The sequence below is a fragment of the uncultured Agathobaculum sp. genome (genome assembly GCF_963927765.1).
Taxonomy (GTDB): Bacteria; Bacillota; Clostridia; order Oscillospirales; family Butyricicoccaceae; genus Agathobaculum.
In genome coordinates this window covers 23,746-30,162 of the sequence record NZ_CAWVCU010000096.1, presented here as the reverse complement: position 1 = coordinate 30,162, position 6,417 = coordinate 23,746, and the positions used below count along the sequence as shown (strand labels likewise).

Below are 6,417 nucleotides of genomic sequence, written 5' to 3'. Positions count from 1 at the left end.
AGCCTAAAGCAAAAAGGCAGGCAAGGCAACCCTTTTCGGGCTGCCCTGCCTGTCTTTTTTCTTTGGCCTATTTTGCAACAGGCCCTTCGTTCTATCTATGGTTGTTAACTCAAGAAGCACACAATGGTAATGGTGTCCCGTTCTGTGCCGGGCTTAAAAGTGATATAATCTGCGTTGCTGCGGATAAACTGCACCGCATTGGCAGCTGAACCAACATCACCCGCTTCCATGGGATCTACGCCACCAAGCACCGCCGTTACACGGATATTCACCATCTGCGCATCCGGTGCAACGCCGCACTCAACCATCACATGGGTATCCGGCTCTGCGCAGCGGCAGCAAAGCGCAAATACCTCATCAACTACCACTGCCTCACGCGCATAATGCCGTTTATCAATGCCGTTGTCCTCAAACTGCTTTTTCAGGAAGCATGCCACTTCACTGGCATATTCCGGACGCGCGGGCACATCACAGTGCGCCAGTTCCTTATCTCCTTTGCAGAAAAGCAGCGTCAGCAGGGCAAATCCAGCATTACTGCTGCTGTCCTCGCAATAGGCCAGCGCCTGATCCGAAACAAATTGCAGCAGTTCTTCACCGCTGAAATTTTTGCTGCGGCTGATGTTCAAATCCGCACGAAGCTGGTGGTCTCCGTATGCGGTCCCATCCCGGTCTTCCAGCGCGGCAAGTCCCGCCGTATGCAGGAAAATCCGGTCGCCCTGTTTAAAGCGCAGTTCCATGGATCGGTAAGACACATTCTGATTCATGCCAAGCGGCGCATAAACCGGTGCATCCAGCCATTCGTAGCGGTCTTCGTTACGCATGAGGAGAGGCTGCTGCTGGCCTGCATTGACATAAGTAAACCGTCCATCGGCTGTGCCAAGCGTGGCAACCAAAGCATTCAGGCAATACTGATTACCCAGATCGTACAGCTGCGCATTCACGTCCGCCATGGTTTCCTCCAGCGAGCGGCCTTGCCGCAGGCGGCTGCGGATCGTGGTCTGCGCCACTACCATATACAATGCCTCTGCCACGCCTCCGCCCGGGGTTTGTCCAAGCACAATGCAAAGCAAACCGGGATCAATGAAAAAGTAATCATAAAACCGGCTATCCTGCCCCGTTCCCTGTTCGATCCATCCATCCACTTCAAAATTGGCGCGGCTCGGGATATCCGGCAATACCTGCGGCAGCGCCGATCGGCAGATCGACTCTGCCATACCCCGCCGCGCACACGCCTCCGCCTCCTGTGAGGCCTGTGCGCTGACCTGCTCCAAACGCTCCTCCATCCGGTCCGTCAGCGCAGCAGCCGCCTGTGCCAGCATACCGACACTGTCCGACCGTTCCAGCAGCGACGGCTCGACAGCGTCTTCCTCGCCCGCTGCACAGCGCGTCAGCGCATCCCGCAGCTGTCCATTGGCTGATCTGCCTCCTGCCGGAGCTGTCGCAGCCACCAAATCGCCGCTATTGCACCCGCAGCTGCCATACACAGCGCCGTGACCCATCCACCAGCCACCGGCAGCAGATATACAGCCAGCAGAACATCAACAGCGGTCAGCGCCAGCGCCGTCAGGATACACGGTATGGTCAGGTGTCCGCTCAGCGTATTTTGTCGGTGTTGTTTCATCTTATATCCCCTCCGCGGCGGTGCTTACACCGATTCATCCTGCAGCAGATCCGCGTATTCCTGCAGTTCCTCGCGCACCACAACGATCTCATTTTTCTTCAGCTCGCCCACGGCTGCACGCACCAAATGCCGCATCCCGATGGGGCTGCCTTCTCCCGCCGCCATAAACGCCGCGGCGAGTACAATATTTTTGATGTAACCGCCGGACAGCTCAAACTTACCGGCAAGGAACCCCCAGTCAATGTCATCCGCCAGCGGGACAGCCTGCGGCATCATCTGGCGATAGATTTTCTCCCGCATCCCAGCATCGGGGAACGGGAAATGCACGACATAGGTAATGCGGCGCATAAAAGCCTCGTCGATGTTGCCGATCAGGTTGGTCGCCAAAATGCACACACCGTCGTATTCCTCAATCTGCTGGAGCAGATACGCCACTTCTACGTTTGCGTTGCGGTCATGCGAGTCTTTCACCTCGCTTCGCTTGCCAAACAGTGCATCACATTCATCGAAAAACAGGATGCAGTTGGAGTTTTTTGCTTCGCGGAAAACCGCCTGCAAGTTTTTCTCGGTTTCACCGATATACTTGCTGACCACCTGCGAAATATTGATCTTATACATCTCCATGTTGAGCTGCCGTGCGATCACCTGTGCGCACATGGTTTTACCGGTGCCGGGCGCGCCTGCAAAAAGAATGGAAAGCCCGCGTCCATAGCTGATTTTGCTTTCAAACCCCCACTGGTGGTATACACGATAGCGGTAGCGAATATGTCCGCACGCCTGCTGCATCAACCGCTTCTGTGCCGCAGGCAGCACAACGTCCTCCCATGTGTAGGCGGGCGGCACGCGATGCGCCAATTCTCCCAGCTTGTGCACCACCTGCTGGTAGCAGGCAGCATGCAGCGTTGCACCATCCAGCATGGTTTTCCCGTCAAGTCCGGACAGCCCTGCTGCCTGACGGCAGGCCAGCCGGATCTGCTGCGGCGAAAAATGGAATTTCGCCGCCAGCTCTTCTTCTGTCACCTCATCACTTAAGGTCACATCCTGCAAGCAGGCGCGGAACATTGTCCCCATGCCAACTTTGCTGCCTGCAAGAACTCCCATAATGATGCCGCTGATCAGCATGACCAATATATAAGCAGAAACCCCCAATAGGAAAGGGGCAGATGGAGCGTCCGGGCAATGGTTTCGCCACGCTGCAAGGGCAGAAAATCCAAAATGTGCTGGGACAGAATCAGGCCACTGAGGAGCATCCCCAGCACTACTGCAAAAAGCAAAAGATTCAGTGCTGTCTGGACTGCTCGATACGGAGATGGCCTGCCTCGTCTAATGCTTTTATACCAGGCTCGATTCCAGATATAGTGGAGAACAAACAATGCCAGCATAGCGATCCCCATCCACTCATGTAGGACTTCTCCCACCAGAGAGTAGGCCATCAGTAGGAGGAGAAGGACTGTCATCGCCAGATCCGTAATCCATTTTTTCCCCACAGGGTCACCTCCTATTACATTACATTATTACATTACTGTTCAAACAGCCAGCCCATGATATCGGGGTCTTGCGCAAACAGATTTCCGCCCCTATGCTGGCTGGATGTTCTCCTATTGCGAAAGTAATCAGCATTTTTAACATCTAGAACCTGCAATTGATCATTTCCCGCCCCGGACAGTCCGACTCGCTCATACAGCATTCATTTTAGTTCCACGGCCGCCATAACGCGACATCCTGTTTTGTTGTGCCTATTTTCGTAAGGATTTTTGAAGTTCTCTGTCTCTATGGCTTGAAAGAGCTTGGCATGTTGGGCAGGTCTTTCATAAATATTGTATCTTCCGTACTGCATGTACGGAAGTTCCGATCAGTTTCTCAGTATAAACAAAAAGGTATATATAATATATTGCATCTCTTTATTCTTGACACGGGTATCAATATCCTGTAATGAGTTGACAAGAGATTTGTTAATCGGATTTCTTTATTCACAAACAGAGTAGCTACTTGATTTTGATATGATAAAAACATTTCGCCCATTTCTCTATTGACTTCTTAATTCAACACAAATCCCATCTGTATTGTGAAGTGACCCAGCAAATTTGTAGTACAATATGAAATGTGAACAGGAGCGGCGCAGTGCCAACAAAATATCGGGGCAGATTCCCTCAAAATCTGCCCCGATATTTTTATTCGTGAATGAAGATATGTCCGCTGTGAGATTACTTTTTCAGCTCAATAAAAGTCTTTAACAATTCTGCGGTCTTTGGGCCAAGCATTCCCGTATCCACACAGAGGTGGTAGTTTGCAGGTTGTCCCCATTCCTGCCCTGTATAGTATTTGTAATACGCCGCCCGCCGTTTGTCCATACGAATGGCCTGCTGCATCGGATCGCTCGCCTTATACAGGCCGGGTTTGTGCTTCATATGCTCTACGCGCTGTTTCATCCCGGAATAGAGGAAAAAGCTAAAGCGCTTTGGATGATTTTTCAAAACAAAATCTGCGCAACGCCCAACAATTACACAACTCGACTGTGCAAGCTCCAAAATTGTCTTTGCTTGGAGAATAAACAATTGCTCATCCGATTCGGAAAGTGATCCAAATGACTGAGCTAAGCTAAAAGGAAGTTTAGAGTCTTCTTCCATTTCGCACAGTCTATGTGCATCGATTGAATGCTTCCGTGCCGTCAAGTCCACAATTTCCTTATCATAAAATGGGATCTGCAGCAATTCAGCCAATTGTTTTCCAATGTCATGTCCGCCAGATCCATATTCTCGACTGATCGTAACAACAAAATTATCCATTTCAACACGCCTTTCTATATGCAAGCCTTGTGTGATTAGATATGGAATATGGGCGAAGCATCACAGCTCCGCCCGCATCCCATTATATGAAGGAGATTGCAGCATTTTTCTCCGCCCAGTTTAAACATCCACCTCAGAGATTTTGACCGGGCGCCCTTCCTTGAGCGACTTGTTTGCTGCAGCTGCCATCAGCACCGGATACAGGCCATCAAGATCGGTAATCGGCGGCACCTTGTCATTCATCACCGCATCCGCAAACGCCTTCATCTCGTCAATGAACGCCTGCGTATAGCGATCCCACATGACCTGATATGCGGTACCATAAGAAGTTCCGTCCGCGCGGGAAACCACAACCGTGTTTGGGATGTCATTTTCATCCTGTACCGCGCCCTCAGAGCCAAACACCTCTAGACGCTGGTCATAGCCGTATACGGCCTGGCGGCTGTTGTCGATCACGCCAATCGCGCCGTTCTCAAAGGTCAGCGTAACGATCGTGGTATCCACGTCACCTTCCGCACCGATCGCTGGATCCACTAGCACCGTGCCCTTGGCATAAACTTCGGTCGCTTCGCAGCCTGCCAGAAAACGAATCATATCAAAGTCGTGGATCATCATGTCGTAGTAGATGCCACCCGAGCGTCGCACATACTCGATTGTAGGCGGCTGCGGATCGCGGGAGCTGATGCGCAGGATGTGCGGGGTGCCGATTTTACCCGCGCGAACCGCATCATATACGGCGCGATGATTATGGTCAAAGCGGCGGACAAAGCCAATCTGCATCTTTACGCCTGCTTTCTTGACCGCGTCGAGCGCTATGCGGACCCGCGCCACGTCATGATCGACCGGCTTTTCGCAGAAAATGTGCTTACCGGCTGCCGCTGCCTTCATGATCAGGTCGGCATGCGTGTCGGTAGAGGAGCAAATGAGAACTGCTTCAATCTCGGGATCGGCAAAGATGGAATCAACGTCCTTGGTCACATTCGGAATGCCAAAGCCCTTGACGAACGCCTCCCCCTCCGCATTAAAGTACGGATCGGCAACCGTCTTAATCTCCATTTCGCGCACTGCCATGCAAATGTTCTCAACATGGACACGTCCAATACGTCCCGCACCGATTACTGCTACTTTCATGTTGTTTCTCCTTTCAATTGATACACTTTTGTCATAGATTTATTTTAGCTAATTGCTTTCTTCAAGATCCGTATATCCTCCCGCAGCAGATCATACGGGTTTTCTGCCTGCGTACGCAGCGGCAGCTGATCGTAGTAATTCTCCAGTAGGATATAGCCGGTGAAGTTATGGCGGTCAAGCCAGGTCATGGTTTCAAAAAACCCGCTCTCGCCCGTTCCAAGCAAGCTGCCGCTCAGCGCGCCTTTGGCACCATCCTTGACATGCAGCTGATTGCACATCAGTGGGAACAAGCCCTCTAATATGTCGGTTTCGCGGTAGCCACGGTTGAGATAATAGTTTTGGCTGTCAAAATACAGATAGAAATTTTTCCGGTCTACCATGCTGTGCAGCTTATGGAATTCTTCCGGATTCATCACATTTTCGCCGGCAACCGAAATGCCGTACTCGCCTGCCGCGTCGCACAGATACTGCAGCGCACGCGCCGAGTGCTCCATGTCCTCCTCCGTTTTCACCTCGCTTGCGGCAAAACCGGGTACCTGAATGATTGGAACACCGAGCGCACGCGCCGTCTGCACAGCACGTCCCAACAGGTTCCAGACAATATCGTATTCCCTTGTCCCCTTGCGGGCGTGCATCGGAATGTTGTCGAAGTCATTGAGCGCGATCGCGCAGTACTCAATGCCGTATTTCTGCTGTTCGCTCAGGTAAATCTTCTGCATTTCCGTCTGTGTCAGCGGATAATCGGATTCGTACAGCCCGATTTTCAGCGACAGCGCATCCAGTCCTACCTCTGCCGCAATCTGCGTGGCGTACAAGCCATTCCCCGGAAGCCCCCAGTCGCAGGCGCCGATTTTAATATTTTTCATATCAATCACTCCT

At 52.0% G+C, this 6,417-nt stretch carries 7 protein-coding genes; all 7 read right to left on the bottom strand.

Going from position 1 to position 6,417, the window contains the following annotated elements; translation table 11 throughout:
- Positions 1 to 104: 104 nt before the first annotated feature.
- The 7 genes from ABGT74_RS08990 to ABGT74_RS08960 all read right to left on the bottom strand — a co-directional run bounded on the left by ABGT74_RS08990 (position 105) and on the right by ABGT74_RS08960 (position 6,404).
- Complete coding sequence (locus ABGT74_RS08990; protein ID WP_346705262.1) at positions 105 to 1,448, bottom strand: PP2C family serine/threonine-protein phosphatase; 1,344 nt, start codon at positions 1,446 to 1,448, stop codon at positions 105 to 107.
- The gene (locus tag ABGT74_RS08985; protein WP_346705260.1) at positions 1,388 to 1,621 is read right to left on the bottom strand and encodes a hypothetical protein; all 234 of its coding nucleotides are present in this window, start codon (positions 1,619 to 1,621) and stop codon (positions 1,388 to 1,390) included. Before ABGT74_RS08985 ends, ABGT74_RS08990 begins: the two co-directional genes overlap by 61 nt.
- Before the next feature lie 24 nt (positions 1,622 to 1,645).
- Positions 1,646 to 2,722 carry an ATP-binding protein gene (locus tag ABGT74_RS08980; RefSeq protein ID WP_346705259.1) on the bottom strand — a complete coding sequence of 359 codons (1,077 nt, stop codon included), beginning with the start codon at positions 2,720 to 2,722 and terminating at the stop codon, positions 1,646 to 1,648.
- Positions 2,723 to 2,736: 14 nt separating this feature from the next.
- Positions 2,737 to 3,108 carry a DUF4405 domain-containing protein gene (locus ABGT74_RS08975; RefSeq protein ID WP_346705258.1) on the bottom strand — a complete coding sequence of 124 codons (372 nt, stop codon included), beginning with the start codon at positions 3,106 to 3,108 and terminating at the stop codon, positions 2,737 to 2,739.
- Between the two features lie 717 nt (positions 3,109 to 3,825).
- Entirely contained in the window at positions 3,826 to 4,407 is a 582-nt protein-coding gene (locus ABGT74_RS08970) for a cytidylate kinase-like family protein (RefSeq protein ID WP_297284460.1), read from the bottom strand.
- 120 nt (positions 4,408 to 4,527) lie between these two features.
- Entirely contained in the window at positions 4,528 to 5,538 is a 1,011-nt protein-coding gene (iolG, locus tag ABGT74_RS08965; RefSeq protein ID WP_346705257.1) for an inositol 2-dehydrogenase, read from the bottom strand.
- A gap of 44 nt (positions 5,539 to 5,582) precedes the next feature.
- Complete coding sequence (locus ABGT74_RS08960; RefSeq protein ID WP_346705256.1) at positions 5,583 to 6,404, bottom strand: TIM barrel protein; 822 nt, start codon at positions 6,402 to 6,404, stop codon at positions 5,583 to 5,585.
- Positions 6,405 to 6,417: the final 13 nt, after the last annotated feature.